We start from the raw sequence: 15,844 nt of genomic DNA on the forward strand, positions 1-15,844 counted from the left end.
ACGGACACCACAGGACAGCGCGAGATGGAGAGACAGGATTGGCAGCGGGTCATTGAAGAGCGGCGGCGCACGGTGCGCCAGCGGGTGAGCGAGCAGGAATGGGCGGCCAGGGAAGACCTCGCCGCCTGCTACCGGCTGTGCGTGCACTTCCGCATGACCGACATGATCTACAACCACATCTCGCTGCGGGTGCCGGGCCGGCACGACCAGTTCCTGATCAACGCCTTCGGACTGCTCTACAGCGAGGTCAGCGCCTCCAACCTCATCAAGGTGGACCTGGATGGCCGCCTCGCCGAGGACACCGAGCTGCAAGCCAACCCGGCCGGCTTCGTCATCCACGCCGCCGTGCACACAGCCCGCCCGGACCTGGCCTGCGTCTTCCACACCCACACCCGCGCCGGGGTGGCCCTGTCGGCGCAAGAGGGCGGCCTGCTGCCGCTGTCGCAGCACGCCATGCGTTTTTACCAGCGCATCGGCTACCACGACTACGAAGGCATTGCCCTGGACCTGGACGAGCAGCAGCGCCTCGTCAGGGACCTCGGGCCGCACAAGGCCATGATCCTGCGCAACCACGGGCTGCTCACCGCCGGGGCCAGCGTGCGCGACGCGTTCGAGGAGATGTACTACCTGGAGTTGGCCTGCCAGATCCAGCTGGACGCCACCTCGGGGGGCGCGCGCACCGTGCTGCCCCCGCCCGAGGTCTGCGAGCGTGCGGCCCGGCAATTCGCGGACTCCAACAGCTTCATCCGCGACCGGGACTGGCACGCGCTGCGGCGCATGCTGGACGAGCAGCAGCCCAACTACCGGCAGTAGCGGCAACGGACGCCGTCCACACCGCGCGGGCGGCGTTTCGCGGCGCGCGGACGGCGTTTCGTCGCAGCGGGGAGGCAGCGCCACGGGGCGCCGGTGCACAGTGCGGCATCGGCCCTGCGCCCTGTCCACCACCCGCCCGGAGTACCCCATGCTGCTGCAGCTCATCACCACCCACCCCGACGCCATCGGCCCCATCCTGCGCGGCACGCCGCTGTGGGTGTGGGGACTGCTCACGGGGCTTCTGGCGCTGGGCCTGAGCCAGATGCGCGAGCGCACGGCCAGCCTGAGCCGGGTGTCGCTCCTGCCCTTGGCCATGACCGTCTTTTCGGTGTCGGGCACCTGGACGGCATTGGGCGGCTCGCCCCATCTGGCCACCGCCGTCGCGGTGTGGGCAGCGGCGGCGGTGGCCGGCTTCGCCCTGCTCGCTCCCGGGCGCGCGGGCGGACAGTTCGATCCGGCGCGGCGCGTCTTCCACCTGCCCGGCAGCGCCGTGCCGCTGCTGCTCATCGTCGGCATCTTCCTGGTGAAGTACGGGGTCGGCATCGAACTCACCATGGCCCCCCGGCTGGTGGATGAACGCCCGTATGCGCTGACCATCGCGGCCCTGTATGGCGCGTTCACCGGCGTCTTCGTCGGACGGGCCTGGCGCCTGCTGCGCCTGGCGCTGCGCCCGGCGACCGCCCGCGCCGCAGACTGAGCGGTCCTGACCGGTCCGAAGCCGGTGGGCTGCCGGGCCTTCAGCCGCGGCCCGGCGGCAGGCCCTTCAGGTACAGGTGCAGCGCCCGCAGATCGGTCTCGCTCATCTGCCCCAGCGAGCCGAAGGGCATCACCTGCACCGCGCTGCCGTCCGGCCGCTTGCCGCTGCGAAACATCGCGATCAGGGACTCGGCATCGGGGTAGCGCGCCATGGCACCGCCGGGGCCGGGCCGCAGATCGGCCGCCGGCGGCCAGTCGGGCGGCCCCCCGGGGATCTTGCCGCCGCGCAGGCCCTCGCCGTGGCAGCCCAGGCACATGTTGGCCACGTACTGGCCATGCGCCAGCGTCACGCCTTCGGGCACGGGGGGCTGTGGTGGCCGCGAGTGGTCGATGCGCGAGGCGGCGTCGGGGATCAGGCCAAAACCGTACATCGCCTTCACCGGCAGCGGCAGGCGGACCACCGCGCCCTGCCCGTTCGCGGGTGGCAAGGAACGGATGTAGGCCACCAGCGCGGCCAGGTCGTCGTCGGTGAAGCGGTTGTAGTCCTCGCTGGGCATCACCATCAGGGCGCGGCCCTTCGGGTTCACGCCGTGGCGGATGCTGCGCACCCAGTCCACCGGCTGGTAGGCGCCCACCACGCCGCCGGGACCGGTGGTGATGTTCGGGCCGGCGATGGTCAGGCCGCCGTCGTCCACGAAGGTGCGGCCCGCGCCGTTGGCCCCATGGCAGTCGACGCAGCCGCGCGAGCTGAACAGGTAGCGCCCGCGTTCGACCGACGCCGCGTCGGTGCGGTAGGCCACCGGCTGCACCGGCACGTCCACCTGGCGCGCCATGCGGCGCTCGGCCAGGAACAGCCCAGTGGCCAGCGCCGCCGCCAGCAGCACAACCAGCGCGCCCAGGCCCAGCCCGAGCACGCGCAACCATCGCCGCTTCTTCGCCATCTCCGCCTCCTCGTGTGGGGTGGCGCGATTGCATGCGCGTTGCGGCGCGCCGTCAAGCACCCCGGCAGCCGTCGGCGCGCCGTCCGGTCGGCGGCGCCCCGCTCAGACCCGGCCCCCGTCCACCAGGATGCTGCGCCCCGTGATCCAGCGCGCGTCGTCCGAGCACAGGAACGCCACCGCACCGGCGATGTCCTGCGGCTCCGCCAGGCGACCGAGCGGGGTCAGCCGCGTTTCGCTCTCCAGGTAGTCGGCGGGCAGCCCGGCCGTCATGTCGGTGCGCGTGACCGCCGGCGCCACGGCGTTGACGCGGATGCCGCGCGCGCCCAGCTCGATCGCGCAACCGAGCGTCAGGCTGTCGACCGTGGCCTTGCTGGCCGAGTAGCTGACCGTCTGCGGCTCCGGCCTTACCGCCAGGCTGCTCGAGACATTGACGATGGCACCGCCCGAAGCCGGAAAGTGGTCCAGCGCCGCCTGCGTGCTGGCAAGCACGCTCCACGCGTTGGTGAGCAGCTGGTTCTGGAAGGACTGGCGGCTGATCCGGCCCACCGGCTCGCTCTCGAAGATGCCGGCGTTGTTGATCAGCGCATCGACGCGCCCGAAACGGGCCACCACCGCCCGCATGGCCGACTCGACCGCCGCCTCATCCGCCACGTCGGCCCGGAAAGCCTCGGCTTCGCCGCCCGCGGCCCGAATGGCCTGCACCGTCGCGTCGGCCGCCGGGCCGTTGCTGCGGTAGATCAAGGCCAGTTGCGCCCCGTCAGCCGCCAGCCGGCGCGCGATGGCCGCGCCGATGCCGCGCGAGCCACCCGTGACGATGGCGACTTTTCCAGACAACTTCATGTTCGCTTCCTTTCCACGATTGAGAGAGAAAGCCAACGATAGTCAGCGCCCCTCGGCGCGGGTAGTCCACCCCAACGCGACACGTGGTTGCAGAAATGGAACGCCGTCAGGCGCCGCCACGGAATCGCTCTTCCAGAAAGTCGATCAGGGTGCGCACCGCGAAAGCCAGGCCGCGCCGGCTGGGGTAGATCGCATACACCGTGGACGCCGGTGGCTCCAGCGCGGGCAGCAGTTCAACCAAGGCGCCGGTGCGCAGCGCGTCGATGCAGGCCTCGCGCGGGATCTGGGCCACACCGGCGCCGCCCAACAGGGCTTCGCGCAAGGCCAGCAGGTTGTTGCTGACGAAGCGGGCCTGCGGCTGGTAGTTCAGCTCGTGCCCGTCGGGTCCGCGAAAGGCCCAGGGGCGAACGCTCTCGCCCTGCACCTGCGCGATCAATGGAAAGCCGCCGAGCTCGGCGATCGAGTGCGGCGCGCCGTGGCGCTCGACCAGGCTCCGGTGGCCCACCAGCACCATGCGCCCGGTGCCGATCGGCCGGGCCACGAGATCGGCCGCCGCCAGCGGCGCCGCCGACACCCGGATCGCCAGGTCGATGCGCTCGGCCAGCATGTCCACGTAGTGGTTCGACAGGTCCAGCGACACCGTGACCTTCGGGTACCGGCCCATGAACTCGGCCAGCCAGCCCGCCAGGAAAAGCTCGCCTTGCAGCAGCGAGGAACTCACGCGGATCAGGCCGCTCGGCTCGGCCTGCGCCTCGCTCACCGTGGCCCGCACGGCGTTCGCCTCGTCGGCGATCGCGCGGGCGTGCCGGCGGACGCGCTCGCCCACATCGGTGAGGTGAAAGGCGTGCGACGAGCGCTGCAACAGGCGCACGCCCAGCTCCTTCTCCAGCGCGGCGATGCGCCGGCTCAGGCGCGACTTCGGCACGCCCGTGCTGCGCTCGGCCGCCGAAAACCCGCCGGCGTCGGCCACGCGCAGAAACGCCATCAGGTCGTCGAGCCGGTCCATCCGTCTCAGCTGTCCTTGGCGGGCATCGGCTGCGCTCGCCAGCGGAAGAACATGGGGTAGACCTTCTCCACCACCGGTCCGTCGAAGTCCCAGGACACGCACTGGCCCAGGTGAGCGGGCGGGCGGCCGTCGCCGGTCGGCGCGAACGAGCCGGCGCGGGTCTGCATGGCCGCCGTCGCCAGGTTGTAGAGCAGCTCGCGCAGGTGGGTGCAGCCGTCGGTGTGGCCCAGGTGGCGCTGGATGGTCTGGCGCCAGCCCTTGCCCAGCACCTCGCCCACCATGCGCCGCATATTGGGCAGGATGCTCGGGCAAGGGCCGTGCGGAAAGGCGTCCATGGCGACGGCGATGTCGCGGATCACCATGTCTTCGCCATAGGTCACGCGGATGCGCATGTGGTGGATCGCCTCGTCGGCCGCCCAATGGCCCTCGCCGCGGATCTCGAAATCGAAGGGTTTGCTGTCGTGCAGCTCGCCTTCGATGTCCCACAGGCCGTCGTCGCGGCGAAAGCCCTGGTAGGTGACGCGGCGGGTGTGCATGGGCGTGCGCGGAGCGGGGGTGGGCAAAGGCAAGGCGGCTCTCCGGGTGCGGGAAAACCCGCAATTGTCGGGTCAACGGGCCGCAGGCGCTGGCACACTGGTGTCTTGTCCCCCGAGGAGCGCGCAATGGCCCACGATCACCCGCACGACCATCCCCATGACCACGACCACCCGCACGACCACGGACACCCCCCCGAGGGCGCCCGCTGGAAGCACGATGGCGTGCGCGTGATCCCGGGCAACCAGCTCGACGGCAACGTGCCCTCCACCCCGGGCATGGACCGCAAGGCCGCCATCAACTTCGCGCGCGTGGGCGCGCAGAAGCTGTGGGCCGGCACCGTCACCATCCACCCCGATGCCAAGACCGGCGCCCACCACCACGGGCACCTGGAAAGCGTGATCTACGTCGTCAAGGGCCGCGCGCGCATGCGCTGGGGCGAGCACCTGGAGTTCACGGCCGAGGCCGGGCCGGGCGACTTCATCTACGTGCCGCCCTACGTGCCGCACCAGGAAATCAACGCCAGCCCCACCGAGGTGCTGGAGTGCGTGCTGTGCCGCAGCGACGGCCAGGCGGTGGCGGTCAACCTGGACATCGAACCGGTGGAGAAGCCACAGACGGTGCTGTGGGTCGACCCGACGCACCCCACCGGGGGGGTTTGAGCGCTCCTCAGGCGGCCGCGCCCCAGGCGCGCCACGCCCACCAGGCGGCGCCCCCCAGCAGCAGCGCCCACAGGGCGGCGATCGCGCACGCGCCCGCCCGGCTGCGCGGCCGCTGCCCGCCCTCGGCCGTCCAGCGCGCGGCCCGTGCCTGGGCGTCGGCGCGAACGTGCGGCGGCAGCCAGCGCAGCGCCAACCAGATCAGCAGTGGCAGCAGCACCGCGTCGTCCAGCAGGCCCAGCACCGGGATCGCGTCGGGGATGAGGTCGATCGGGCTGAGCGCGTAGGCGACCACGACCAGCACCAGCGCCTGAACCCACCACGGCGTGTCCGGGTGGCGGCGCGCGAACCACAGGGTCATGGCGTCGGACCTGAGCCGGCGCGCCCAGGCCCTCAAGCGATCGACAGGGCCACCGGCCATGGCGGGAGGCGCCGGGCTCACTCGCCCTGAAAACCGCCCGCCCGCAGCGTCACCACCAGCGTGTCGCGCCAGCCGTGGCCGTCGGCCGGGTCGGGCTGGATGGGCGTGCTTTCGTGGATCACGCGCCGATCGTCCAGCAGCAGCAGCGACCAGGGGTCGCGCAGGGTGAAGCGCTGGCCGCTGGGCCCGTTGGCCTCGAACACCCGGCTCTCGCCGCCCTTGATGGCGTGGCGCTGCACCAGGAACACGGCCACCAGGTCCACGCCGTCGCGGTGCGCGCCCTCGGGCGTGGGGCGGCCGATGCCGTCGGTGGTGTCGATGCGGAAGGGGTGCGCCTCCACGTACCAGGGCCGCTCGCCACGCAGGGCGCTGGCCGCCGCCGCCAGGCGCCGCAGCAGCAGCGACCAGGCGGGCGCGTTCACCATCGCGGCCTCCATGGGCTCGAACCAGCGCTGCATGCCGCCGTGCAGGGCGTTGTATTCCACCGGTTGCCAGTGCGCGCGGTGCGGCTCCAGCGCCACGCGCTCGCCGTCCACCACGAAGCAGCTGTGGCGGCGCTGGCGGTAGCGGCCGCCGTCCTTCAGGTAGGCGTCGGGGGCCAGTCGGTCCCAGTGCGGCTCCAGCGCGCGCAGATCGGCCAGCGGCACGCCGATCCAGGCGGCGCTGTCCTCGCCGCTGAGCAGGCCCACGCCGCGCTCGCGCAGGGCGGTGTCGATGGCGTTGGGGGAGAGGTAGGGGGGAGAGAACTCGGCGGCGCTCATCGGCTGCGGTTGGCTGCGGCAAAGGGAGCCGCGAGCATACGCCGGGTCGCCAAGGGTAAGCCCGCATCGGGGAATACCGGCGCCGATGGCCCAATGCCGCCATGACCGCCACCGCCGACCCCACCCCGCCCGAGGCGCCCCCGCCCAGCGACGCGCCGCGCGAGCCCTCGGTGTTCGAGCTGCCCATCGCCGACCTGCGCCCCGCCGACCCGCTGCGCTGGCTGCGCGCCGGCTGGACCGACTTCCTGCGCTGCCCCGGCATCGGCCTGTTCTATGGCGCCTGCTTCTTTGCCATGGGGCACGCGCTGCTGGCCGTGTTCCGCGCCGCGCCGGCGTACGTGCTCGCGCTGTCGGCGGGCTTCCTGCTGATGGGGCCCTTCCTGTGCCTGGGCCTGTACGACGCCAGCCGCGCGCTGCAGCGCGGCGAGCCGCCCTCGCTGGGCCGCTCGCTGCGCGCCTGGCTGCCCACCAAGGGCACCATGGCCCTGTTCGCCGGCGTGCTGCTGGTGCTGGAGATGCTGTGGGGCCGCGCCTCGCTGGTGGTGTTCGCGGTCAGCTTCACCACCCTGCCGGACACGCAGAACCTCATCGGCCAGATGCTGCGCGGGCAGCACCTGGAGTTCCTCATCACCTGGACGCTGGTGGGTGCCCTGTTCGCGGGGCTGATCTTCGTCACCAGCGTGGTGAGCATTCCCATGATCCTGGACCGCGGCACCGACGCCATCTCGGCCGGCCTCACCAGCATCCGCGCCTGCCTGCAGAACCCGGGCGTGATGCTGTTCTGGGGCCTGCTGATCAGCGCCACGGTGGCGCTGTCGATGCTGCCGTGGTTCCTTGGCCTGCTCGTGAGTGGCCCGGTGATCGGGCACGCCAGCTGGCACGCCTACCGCGCCACGGTGGCGCCGGACGAAGCGCGCGGGCGGGCGCCCTAGTCAGGCGCCGTGCTGAGGCCGGCGGCGCTCACGCCGCCCGGCGGCCGCACCCAGCAGGGCCGGCTCCACCAGGCCCTCAAACAAGGGCTGCAGCTTCATGACGCGGTCCATGGCGGCCCGCTCTTCCAGGCCGCGGCACAGCCACTGCAGCAGGTCCGGGCGCATGAACCACAGGGCGCGGGCCGATTCGGCCACCAGCAGGCGGTGGCGCAGCTGCTCGGCCTCCCATCCGCCTTCTTCGCCGACCAACGCCAGCATGGCCTTGCGCACGCGCGCCAGGCGGTAGGGGTCGTCGTCGTGGCGGTTCTCGCCCTGCAGCCGCTGGGCCACGGTGTCGAAGAGCGTCGAGAGGAACTGCTTCATGCCTGGACGGGTGCGGTTTCTGTCTGTGGTTGTGGGCACAACGGCGGGCGGCGCCCGCCATTCCAGCACAAAACGGCCATTTTGTAACTGTTCTTGTCAGCCCTCGCCGCGCCACAGGCGCGCGAGCAGCCACCATGAGATGAGCGTGTTCGTCAGCGCCAGCAGCCCGAGCATGAGGCGCAGGCCGGCCGGCGGTTCGTGGAGCTGGATGAACAGCACCAAGGCGCTGGACAGCGCCTGAAAACCCAGCATGAGCCAGAACAGGCCCTTGCGCGGCTGCCACAGCCGGCGAAAGGCGTCGGTGAGGGACGGCATGCCGCTCATTGTGCCCGGGCGGGCTCGGTGCGCTCGAGCTCACGCTCCTGCAGCCAGCGCCACATCACCTTGCCGCTGCCGCTCTTGGGCAGGGCGTCGGCGAACGCCACCTCGCGCGGGCACTTGTAGGCGGCCATGTGCTCCCGGCACCAGGCCAGGATGTCGGCCTCGCTGGTCTTGCCCCGGGCGTCGGCGCGCAGCACCACCACGGCCTTCACGCTTTCGCCACGGTAGGCGTCGCGCGTGGCGATGACGCAGGCCTCGGCGATGGCGGGGTGCTTGAACATCAGCGCCTCGACCTCGGCCGGCCAGACCTTGAAACCGCTCGCGTTGATCATGCGTTTGAGGCGGTCGGTGAGGAAGAAGTAGCCGTCCTCGTCGATGCGGCCCAGGTCGCCCGAGCGGAAGAAGCGCTTGCCCTCGATCTCGATGAACGCCGCGGCCGTGGCCTCGGGGCGTTTCCAGTAGCCGTCGAACACCATGGGGCCATGGATCACGATCTCGCCGGCCTCGCCCACCGGCAGTTCGCGCAAGGTGTCGGGGTCGACGACGCGGGCGTCGCAGCTCATGAAAGGAATGCCCAGGCACTGCTGCTTGGGGTCGTCCGGCGGGTTGCTGTGCGAGGGCGCGGCGGTTTCGGTGAGCCCGTAACCTTCCGCGTAGCGCAGGCCGAACAGCTCCAGCAGCCGCTGCGCCACGGCCTGCGGCATGGCCGCGCCGCCGCCGCCGATGTAGACCAGGCTGGACAGGTCGTAGCGCTCGAAGCTGGGGCTGGCGAGCAGGTCGATCACCATGGTCGGGATGTTGGTCCAGTGCGTGACGCGCCAGCGCGAGATCAGCCGCCCCGCCAACTCGCGGTCCCAGCGCGGCATGAGCACGATGGTGGCGCCACCGTAGATCGCCGTGTGCATGCCCGACACCATGCCGGTGATGTGGAACAGCGGCACCACCAGCAGCGACACGGCCTCCGCCGTGCTGTTGCCCCACAGGGCGCCAGCGACCGCGTTGTGCATGAGCGTGCGGTGCGGGTGCATGCAGCCCTTGGGCAGGCCGGTGGTGCCGCTGGTGTAGGGCAGCACGGCCAGGTCGTCGGGGCCGCGGTTGTGCTCGGGCAGCGGCGCGGTGCTGGACAGCGCCTCGGCCCAGGTGGCCACGCTGCCGCCCGCCAGCGCGGGGCGTTCGTGGCGCGCGCCCAGCCAGGCCTGCCAGGCGGGCGGGACTTCCGCCGCCGGGCCGATGGCGTCGGCGTAGTGCGTCACCACCAGGTGGCGCAGCCGCTGCGCCTCGGGCAGGCCGGCGTCGGCCTTGAGCAGTTCGCCGGCGAGATCGGCCGCGCAGAGGGCCACGCGCGCGTCGGGATCGGTGATGTAGTGCCCGAGCTCATCGGCCTTGTTCATGGGGTTGACCGGCACCACCACGGCATTGGCGCGCAGCACCGCATAACAGGCCACCACCCACTGCGGGCAGTTCTGCATGAACAGCAGCACGCGGTCGCCGTCGCGCACGCCTTGCGCGCGCAGGTGCGCGGCCAGGCGCTCGGCCTGGGCCAGCAGCTCGGCGTAGGAGGTACTGAGATCGAAGAAGACCAGGGCAGGCTTGTCCGGGTAGCGCCGAGCGCTGACCACGAGGTTGTCCCACAAGGAGGTCCGGGGTGTCCGAATGGCGTAGGGCAAACGGCGGGGCCAGACGCGGTGGTGCGCCCGCGCCGGTGGTTCCTGTGGGCTCATCTCCGCGGGTCTCCGGTTGTCGTCTGTCGTGGCACGAATTCTGCGTCGCCCTCCCGGGGGCGCAATCGTGCGGATTGTTCAATAAAGCATCGGCATGGCGCTCCCACGTAAACCCCGATCCCCGGTGCAAAAAGCGGGGTCTACATTGGCCCGCTTGCGGCTGGGCACCGAAGAGGTGCCTGTCCGTTCGTGTTCGACAACTGACACTGACTACGGAGTACCCGATGAATCTCAAGGCCCTGAAGCTGACCGCCCTGACCCTGGGCACCACGGCCGCGCTGCTCGCCCTGCCGGCGCATGCGGGCAAGGACCTGGACGCGGTCAAGAAGCGCGGCGAACTCAACTGCGGCGTCAACACCGGCCTTCCCGGCTTCTCGGCGGCCGACAGCCAGGGCAAGTGGAGCGGCATGGACGTGGACGTGTGCCGCTCGGTCGCCGCCGCCATCCTGGGCAACCCCGACAAGGTGCGCTACGTGCCGCTGACGGCGCAGCAGCGCTTCACCGCCCTGCAGTCCGGCGAGATCGACCTGCTGGCCCGCAACACCACCTGGACGCTCACGCGCGACGCCTCCCTCGGCCTCACCTTCGTCGGCGTCAACTTCTACGACGGCCAGGGCTTCATGGTGCCCAAGAAGCTCAACGTCAAGAGCGCCAAGCAGCTCAAGGGCGCCACGGTCTGCGTGCAGTCGGGCACCACCACCGAACTCAACCTCACCGACTACTCGCGCGCCAACAACCTGGGCATCAAGCCCGTGGTGTTCGAAAAGCTCGAGGCCGCGCTGGCCGCCTACGCCTCGGGTCGCTGCCAGGCCTACACCACCGATTCCTCGGGCCTGGCCTCCTCGCGCGCCAAGGACATGGCCAAGCCCGATGACCACGTCATCCTGCCCGAGCTGATTTCCAAGGAGCCCCTGGGCCCGGCCGTGCGCCGGGGCGACGACGAGTTCGCCGCGATCGTCAAGTGGGTGGGCTTCGCGCTCATCGAGGCCGAGGAGTACGGCATCACCCAGGCCAACGCCGACGAACTCAAGAAATCCAGCACCAACCCTTCCGTGATGCGCCTGCTCGGCATGGGCAACGAAGACACCGGCAAGCTGCTGGGCCTGGACAAGGAATGGGCCTACCGCGCCATCAAGGCCGTGGGCAACTACGGCGAGCAGTTCGAGCACCACGTCGGTCCCAAGACCGCCATCGGCCTGCCGCGCGGCATCAACAACCTCTGGACCAAGGGCGGGGTGCTGTACGCCCCTCCGATCCGCTGAACCACGCCGGGCCACCACCGTGGCCCGGCCTTTGTCCGGCCCGCAGCGATACCCGTCGCTGCGGGCGTTCTTCGTTCCTGTCATTTCTTCGTCGCGAGGTCGCCGTTGACCACCCCCGCATCCCCCCCACCCCCGTCCCGGCGCTGGTCGCTCAACAGCCGGGCCACGCGCGGCGTGCTGTACCAGTTGCTCGCCCTGGCCCTGCTGGGCCTGGGCCTGTGGTACCTGGCGCACAACACCCAGGTCAACATGCAGGCGCGCGGCATCCAGAGCGGCTTTGACTTCCTGGGCGCCAGCGCCGGTTTCGACATCGGCGAAACCCTCATCCAGTACGACCCGAGCCAGAGCTACGGCAAGGCCATCTGGGTCGGCGTGCTCAACACCGTCAAGGTCGCCCTGGCGGGCATCGTCCTCACCACCCTGCTCGGCGTCGCCCTGGGCGTGGGGCGCTTCTCGCGCAATGCCCTGGTGCGCGGCCTGTGCTACGGCTATGTCGAGCTCTTCCGCAATGTGCCGCTGCTGCTGCAGTTGCTGATGTGGTACCTGGTCTTCATCGAGCTGCTGCCCGCCTCGAACGAGGCCATGTCGATGGCCGGCCTCGTCTACCTCAGCAAGGGGGGCCTGTCGGTCCCCTGGCCCACGGCCGGCGTGGGCGCGGTGATCGCCGGCCTGGCCGTGGGCGCCGTGGCCGGCGTGCTGTGGCGCCAGCGCGTGCAGCGGCGCTTCGAGGCCACCGGCCAGGACGGCGACCGCCTCTGGGTGCCGCTGGTCCTGCTGCTGGTGTGCGCCGTGCTGGGCTGGGTGGTGGCCGGCATGCCGCGCGAGTGGAGCGTGCCCGAGCAGCTGCCCTTCATGGTCGACGGCGGCCTGGCCCTCACGCCCGAGTTCCTCGCGCTGCTCATCGGCCTGACCACCTACACCGCGGCCTTCGTGGCCGAGGTGGTGCGCGGCGGCATCCAGTCGGTGAGCCGCGGCCAGGACGAGGCCGCCTCCGCGCTGGGCCTGAGCCCGCGGCAGAAGATGAAGCTCGTGGTGCTGCCCCAGGCCATGCGCGTGATCATTCCGCCACTGACCAACCAGTACCTCAACCTCACCAAGAACTCCTCGCTCGCGGTGGTGGTGGGCTACCCCGATGTGGTCTCCATCGCCAACACCACCATCAACCAGAGCGGCCGCGCGGTGGAGTGCATCGCCATCATCATGCTGGTCTACCTCAGCACCTCGCTCACCACCTCGCTGCTGATGAACTGGTACAACCGCCGCATGGCGATCAAGGAGCGTTGATCGCCATGGGCACGCAGTTCCAACCCATCGCGCCCCGGCCCTCGCCGGTGCGCCAGTCCGGCCCCCTGGTGTGGGCGCGCCGCAACCTCTTCGCCGACTGGAAATCCAGCCTGTTCACGCTGATCATCGGCGTGGTGCTGGTGTGGGCGCTGCCCAGGCTCTGGCAATGGGTGATCGCCGGCGCCGTGTTCCAGCCCGATCCCAACGCCTGCCAGGCCGCGCGCGGCGTCGGCGCCTGCTGGGGCGTCATCGCCGAGAAGTACCGCGTCATCCTGTTCGGTCGCTACCCCTACGACGAGCAGTGGCGCCCCCTGGTGGCCACGCTGCTGATGGTGGCCACGGTCGTGGTCAGTTGCATGCGCGTCTTCTGGACGCGCTGGCTGGCGCTGGTCTGGGTCGCCTCCCTGGCCGGCTTCTTCGTGCTCATGGGCGGCGGCGTGCCGGGCCTGTCCAAGGTGCGCACCGAGCTCTGGGGTGGCCTGCCGCTCACGCTCATGCTGGCCGTGCTGTCGCTGTTCCTGGCGTTCCCGCTCGCGGTGCTGGTGGCCCTGGGCCGGCGCGCCAGGCTGCCCGCCATCCGCACCATCAGCGTGCTCTATGTCGAACTGGTGCGCGGCGTGCCGCTGATCTCGGTGCTGTTCATGGCCTCGTTCATGTTCCCGCTGTTCGTGCCCCAGGGTGTCACTGTCGACGTGCTGGTGCGCGTGGTCGCGGGCCTGACCCTGTTCATCGCGGCCTACATGGCCGAAACCGTGCGCGGGGGCCTGCAGGCCGTGCCCAAGGGCCAGTTCGAGGCGGCCGACTCGCTGGGCCTGGGCTACTGGCAGGCGCAGCGGCTCATCGTGCTGCCGCAGGCCCTGTCCATGGTGGTCCCCAGCATCATGAACACCTTCATCTCGCTGTTCAAGGACACCTCGCTGGTGACCATCGTCTCGCTCTACGAGCTCACCGGCGCGCTCGCGCTGGCCCTGAACTCCGACGTGCAGTGGCGCCCGTTCAAGCTCGAGGCCTATTTCTTCATCACGCTCATCTATTTCTCCGGCTGCTTCGCCATGTCGCGCTACAGCCTGTGGGTCGAAAAGCAGCTTGCCGCCAGCAAGGCGCGCTGAAAGCACAACATGCCAGAACAATCCCCCGCCATCATCCGGTTCGACAAGGTCAACAAGTGGTACGGCAACGACTTCCACGTGCTGCGCGACATCGACCTGTCCGTCGCCAAAGGCGAGCGCATCGTGATCTGCGGCCCGTCGGGCTCGGGCAAGTCCACGCTGATCCGCTGCATCAATCGTCTGGAGGAACACCAGCAGGGCGTCATCGAGGTCGACGGCGTCGAGCTGCGGGACGACATCAAGGCCATCGACCAGGTGCGCAAGAACGTGGGCATGGTCTTTCAGCAGTTCAACCTGTTCCCCCACCTCACGGTGCTGGAGAACCTCACCCTCTCGCCCATGTGGGTGGGCAAGCTGCCCAAGAAAGAGGCCGAGGAACGCGCCATGCAGCAGTTGAAGCGCGTGCGCATCGCCGAGCAGGCCGGCAAGTACCCGCTGCAGCTGTCGGGCGGCCAGCAGCAGCGCGTGGCCATCGCGCGCGCGCTGTGCCTCACGCCCAAGATCATGCTGTTCGATGAGCCCACCTCCGCGCTCGACCCGGAGATGATCAAGGAGGTGCTGGACGTGATGATCGAACTCGCCAACATGGGCATCACCATGCTGTGCGTGACCCACGAGATGGGCTTTGCCAAGGCGGTGGCCGACCGCGTGATCTTCATGGACCAGGGCCAGATCGTCGAACAGAACACCCCCGAGGCGTTCTTCAACAACCCGCAGAACGAGCGCAGCAAGGACTTCCTGTCCAAGATCCTCGGGCATTGACTTGAGGCGGTCATCGCGCGCTGGGAGAATGCGCGCGATCAGAGGCCCGCACCGAGCGGGCCCGGCAAGGAGACCGCCATGCAGCTGCCCGCCCCACCCGCCGCCCGGCGCCTGACCTGGCTGCGCTGGAGCTGCACCACCGCCCTGGGCCTGTCGATGTGGTGCGCGGGCGCCGCCCTGGCCTTCGACCTGCAGGGCCACCGCGGTGCGCGCGCCCTCGCCCCCGAGAACACGCTCAGCGGCTTCCAGCGCGCGCTCGCCATCGGCGTGAGCACGCTGGAGCTGGACGTGGTGCTGAGCGCCGAGGGCGTGCCCATCGTCTCGCACGACACCGCGGCCAACCCCGACATCACCCGCGACCCGTCCGGGCGCTGGCTGCAGTCGCGCGGCCAACCCTTCCACCAGCTCACGCTGGCGCAGATCGGCGAGCTCGACGTGGGCCGCATCAACCCCGCGAGCCGCTACGCGCGTGACTTCGCGCAGCAGCAAGCAGTGGACGGCGAGCGCATCCCCACGCTGGCCGCTGTGTTCGAGCAGGTCAAGCGCCTGCGCGCCGACCACGTGCGCTTCAACATCGAGCTCAAGCGCAACCCCGAGCGCGCGCACGAGTCGCCCGAGCCCGAGGCCTTCGTGCGCGCCGTGCTCGAGGTGGTCCGGACCGAAGGCATGGCCTCGCGCACCAGCCTGCAGAGCTTCGACTGGGGCCTGCTCAAGATCGCCCAGCGCCTGGCGCCCGAGCTGCCACTGGCCTTCCTGAGCGCGCAGCGGCCCCGCTTCAACACCCTGCACAGCGGCACCTGGAGCGCCGGCCTGCGCGAGGCCGACTTCAAGGACGCGCCGGCGCTGCTCGCCGCCGCCGGGGCGCGCTTGTGGTCGCCCCATTTCAACGACCTCAACCGCACGCTGATCGAGCGCGCGCGCGAGGAAGGCCTGCGCGTGATCCCCTGGACCGTGAACGAGTGGCCCGACATGGAGCGCCTGATCGACTGGGGCGTCGACGGCCTCATCACCGACCACCCCGACCGGCTGCGGGCCGTGATGGAGCAGCGCGGCATGACCCTGCCGCCGCCGGTGGCGCCCATGGTGGCGCGGCAGAATTGAGCGCCATGCGCCCCCCTTCCCTGCTCCAACCCGTGGCCGATGCCCTCGCCGGCCTGCGCGAGGGCTCGCTCTCGCCCGCCCAGGCCAGCGAGCGCCTGCGAGCGCAGCACGACCTGTTCGCTGCCCTGCCCCCGCGTTTCGCCGAGGTGCTGGGCAATCTGCTGGACCGCCTCGAATCCAGCGCGCTGTTCGATGGCGAAAGCTGCTCGTTCAGCTCGCGCGAGCTGCACGACAGCCTGCAGTACTGGATCGACAAGGCCCAGGCGCAGCTGGCGAACGCCTGAACCGCGCCGGGGAACTTCCCGCCCGCCCCGCGGC

Annotated in this window: 19 protein-coding genes; 10 read left to right on the forward strand and 9 right to left on the reverse strand. The window is 70.6% G+C overall.

Annotation, left to right across the window (positions count from 1 at the left end; genetic code table 11):
• Positions 1-24 precede the first annotated feature (24 nt).
• Both DY262_RS18500 and DY262_RS18505 read left to right on the forward strand, forming a co-directional pair.
• On the forward strand, positions 25-813 hold the full coding sequence (locus tag DY262_RS18500) for a class II aldolase/adducin family protein (RefSeq protein WP_116960558.1): 789 nt from the start codon (positions 25-27) through the stop codon (positions 811-813).
• Between the two features lie 148 nt (positions 814-961).
• On the forward strand, positions 962-1,510 hold the full coding sequence (locus DY262_RS18505; protein ID WP_116960559.1) for a DUF6622 family protein: 549 nt from the start codon (positions 962-964) through the stop codon (positions 1,508-1,510).
• 40 nt (positions 1,511-1,550) lie between these two features.
• On the opposite strand, the gene DY262_RS18510 is transcribed toward DY262_RS18505, so the two are convergent.
• The 4 genes from DY262_RS18510 to DY262_RS18525 all read right to left on the reverse strand — a co-directional run bounded on the left by DY262_RS18510 (position 1,551) and on the right by DY262_RS18525 (position 4,865).
• Entirely contained in the window at positions 1,551-2,450 is a 900-nt protein-coding gene (locus tag DY262_RS18510; RefSeq protein ID WP_116960560.1) for a c-type cytochrome, read from the reverse strand.
• Between the two features lie 102 nt (positions 2,451-2,552).
• Positions 2,553-3,290: an SDR family NAD(P)-dependent oxidoreductase gene (locus DY262_RS18515; protein ID WP_116960561.1), complete on the reverse strand. Its 738-nt coding sequence runs from the start codon at positions 3,288-3,290 to the stop codon at positions 2,553-2,555.
• A 106-nt stretch (positions 3,291-3,396) separates the two neighbouring features.
• Positions 3,397-4,296, reverse strand: coding sequence for a LysR substrate-binding domain-containing protein (locus DY262_RS18520; protein WP_116960562.1), 900 nt, complete (start codon positions 4,294-4,296; stop codon positions 3,397-3,399).
• A gap of 5 nt (positions 4,297-4,301) precedes the next feature.
• Positions 4,302-4,865, reverse strand: coding sequence for a DUF2889 domain-containing protein (locus DY262_RS18525; RefSeq protein ID WP_116960563.1), 564 nt, complete (start codon positions 4,863-4,865; stop codon positions 4,302-4,304).
• Positions 4,866-4,958: 93 nt separating this feature from the next.
• Between DY262_RS18525 and DY262_RS18530 the strand changes: the two genes are divergently transcribed.
• Positions 4,959-5,492: a cupin domain-containing protein gene (locus DY262_RS18530; protein WP_116960564.1), complete on the forward strand. Its 534-nt coding sequence runs from the start codon at positions 4,959-4,961 to the stop codon at positions 5,490-5,492.
• 7 nt (positions 5,493-5,499) lie between these two features.
• Here the strand turns inward: DY262_RS18530 and DY262_RS18535 are convergent, their stop codons facing one another.
• Together DY262_RS18535 and DY262_RS18540 are read right to left on the reverse strand one after the other, a co-directional pair.
• Complete coding sequence (locus DY262_RS18535; RefSeq protein ID WP_245981094.1) at positions 5,500-5,850, reverse strand: YkvA family protein; 351 nt, start codon at positions 5,848-5,850, stop codon at positions 5,500-5,502.
• Between the two features lie 77 nt (positions 5,851-5,927).
• Positions 5,928-6,671, reverse strand: coding sequence for a 2OG-Fe dioxygenase family protein (locus DY262_RS18540; RefSeq protein ID WP_116960566.1), 744 nt, complete (start codon positions 6,669-6,671; stop codon positions 5,928-5,930).
• A 101-nt stretch (positions 6,672-6,772) separates the two neighbouring features.
• On the opposite strand from DY262_RS18540, the gene DY262_RS18545 reads away from it, so the two are divergent.
• Positions 6,773-7,603, forward strand: a complete 831-nt coding sequence (locus tag DY262_RS18545; RefSeq protein ID WP_116960567.1) for a DUF2189 domain-containing protein — start codon at positions 6,773-6,775, stop codon at positions 7,601-7,603.
• On the opposite strand, the gene DY262_RS18550 is transcribed toward DY262_RS18545, so the two are convergent.
• The 3 genes from DY262_RS18550 to DY262_RS18560 all read right to left on the reverse strand — a co-directional run bounded on the left by DY262_RS18550 (position 7,604) and on the right by DY262_RS18560 (position 10,008).
• On the reverse strand, positions 7,604-7,966 hold the full coding sequence (locus tag DY262_RS18550; protein ID WP_116960568.1) for a hypothetical protein: 363 nt from the start codon (positions 7,964-7,966) through the stop codon (positions 7,604-7,606).
• A 96-nt stretch (positions 7,967-8,062) separates the two neighbouring features.
• A complete protein-coding gene (locus tag DY262_RS18555; RefSeq protein WP_147326273.1) occupies positions 8,063-8,281 on the reverse strand; it encodes a hypothetical protein in 219 nt (72 codons plus the stop codon).
• Positions 8,282-8,286: 5 nt separating this feature from the next.
• Positions 8,287-10,008, reverse strand: coding sequence for a long-chain fatty acid--CoA ligase (locus DY262_RS18560; RefSeq protein WP_116960570.1), 1,722 nt, complete (start codon positions 10,006-10,008; stop codon positions 8,287-8,289).
• Between the two features lie 224 nt (positions 10,009-10,232).
• On the opposite strand from DY262_RS18560, the gene DY262_RS18565 reads away from it, so the two are divergent.
• From DY262_RS18565 to DY262_RS18590, 6 genes are all read left to right on the forward strand, one after another.
• Complete coding sequence (locus DY262_RS18565) at positions 10,233-11,270, forward strand: amino acid ABC transporter substrate-binding protein (RefSeq protein ID WP_116960571.1); 1,038 nt, start codon at positions 10,233-10,235, stop codon at positions 11,268-11,270.
• 174 nt (positions 11,271-11,444) lie between these two features.
• Positions 11,445-12,554 (forward strand): amino acid ABC transporter permease, encoded by a 1,110-nt coding sequence (locus DY262_RS18570; RefSeq protein WP_116960572.1) that lies wholly within the window; start codon positions 11,445-11,447, stop codon positions 12,552-12,554.
• Between the two features lie 5 nt (positions 12,555-12,559).
• Positions 12,560-13,663: an amino acid ABC transporter permease gene (locus DY262_RS18575; RefSeq protein ID WP_116960661.1), complete on the forward strand. Its 1,104-nt coding sequence runs from the start codon at positions 12,560-12,562 to the stop codon at positions 13,661-13,663.
• Between the two features lie 9 nt (positions 13,664-13,672).
• Positions 13,673-14,425 carry an amino acid ABC transporter ATP-binding protein gene (locus DY262_RS18580; protein ID WP_070400582.1) on the forward strand — a complete coding sequence of 251 codons (753 nt, stop codon included), beginning with the start codon at positions 13,673-13,675 and terminating at the stop codon, positions 14,423-14,425.
• A gap of 78 nt (positions 14,426-14,503) precedes the next feature.
• Positions 14,504-15,526, forward strand: a complete 1,023-nt coding sequence (locus tag DY262_RS18585; protein WP_116960573.1) for a glycerophosphodiester phosphodiesterase — start codon at positions 14,504-14,506, stop codon at positions 15,524-15,526.
• 5 nt (positions 15,527-15,531) lie between these two features.
• The gene (locus DY262_RS18590; RefSeq protein WP_116960574.1) at positions 15,532-15,810 is read left to right on the forward strand and encodes a hypothetical protein; all 279 of its coding nucleotides are present in this window, start codon (positions 15,532-15,534) and stop codon (positions 15,808-15,810) included.
• Positions 15,811-15,844: the final 34 nt, after the last annotated feature.

This window comes from Hydrogenophaga borbori (genome assembly GCF_003417535.1).
Taxonomy (GTDB): domain Bacteria; phylum Pseudomonadota; class Gammaproteobacteria; order Burkholderiales; family Burkholderiaceae_C; genus Hydrogenophaga; species Hydrogenophaga borbori.